The 239-nt window shown below is 68.2% G+C and carries 1 pseudogene; it reads left to right on the forward strand.

Going from position 1 to position 239, the window contains the following annotated elements:
* Positions 1 to 215: pseudogene (locus SB773_RS34370) on the forward strand (hypothetical protein); the annotation flags it as partial.
* Positions 216 to 239 lie beyond the last annotated feature (24 nt).

A 239-nucleotide genomic window follows, 5' to 3' on the forward strand; every position in this document is an offset into this window, starting at 1 on the left:
CCCGCCGCATGGCCGCGCTGATGAGCGACAGCCTGCTCGCCTTCGCCCGCCATGGCGACCCGAACCATGCCGGCCTGGCGACGTGGGAGCAATACGGACTGCCACGCCGGCAGACCCTGCGCTTCGATGCCTCGACGCGGCAGGAAGATGATCCACGCGGCGGCGAGCGCCAGCTGTACGCGCGCGTGCCCTTTATGCAGCGCGGTACTTTCTGACCTGAGATGCCGCCTTCATCGCAT

Source organism: Bacillus sp. SIMBA_074 (genome assembly GCF_046534555.1).
GTDB classification, from domain to species: domain Bacteria; phylum Bacillota; class Bacilli; order Bacillales; family Bacillaceae_G; genus Bacillus_A; species Bacillus_A mycoides.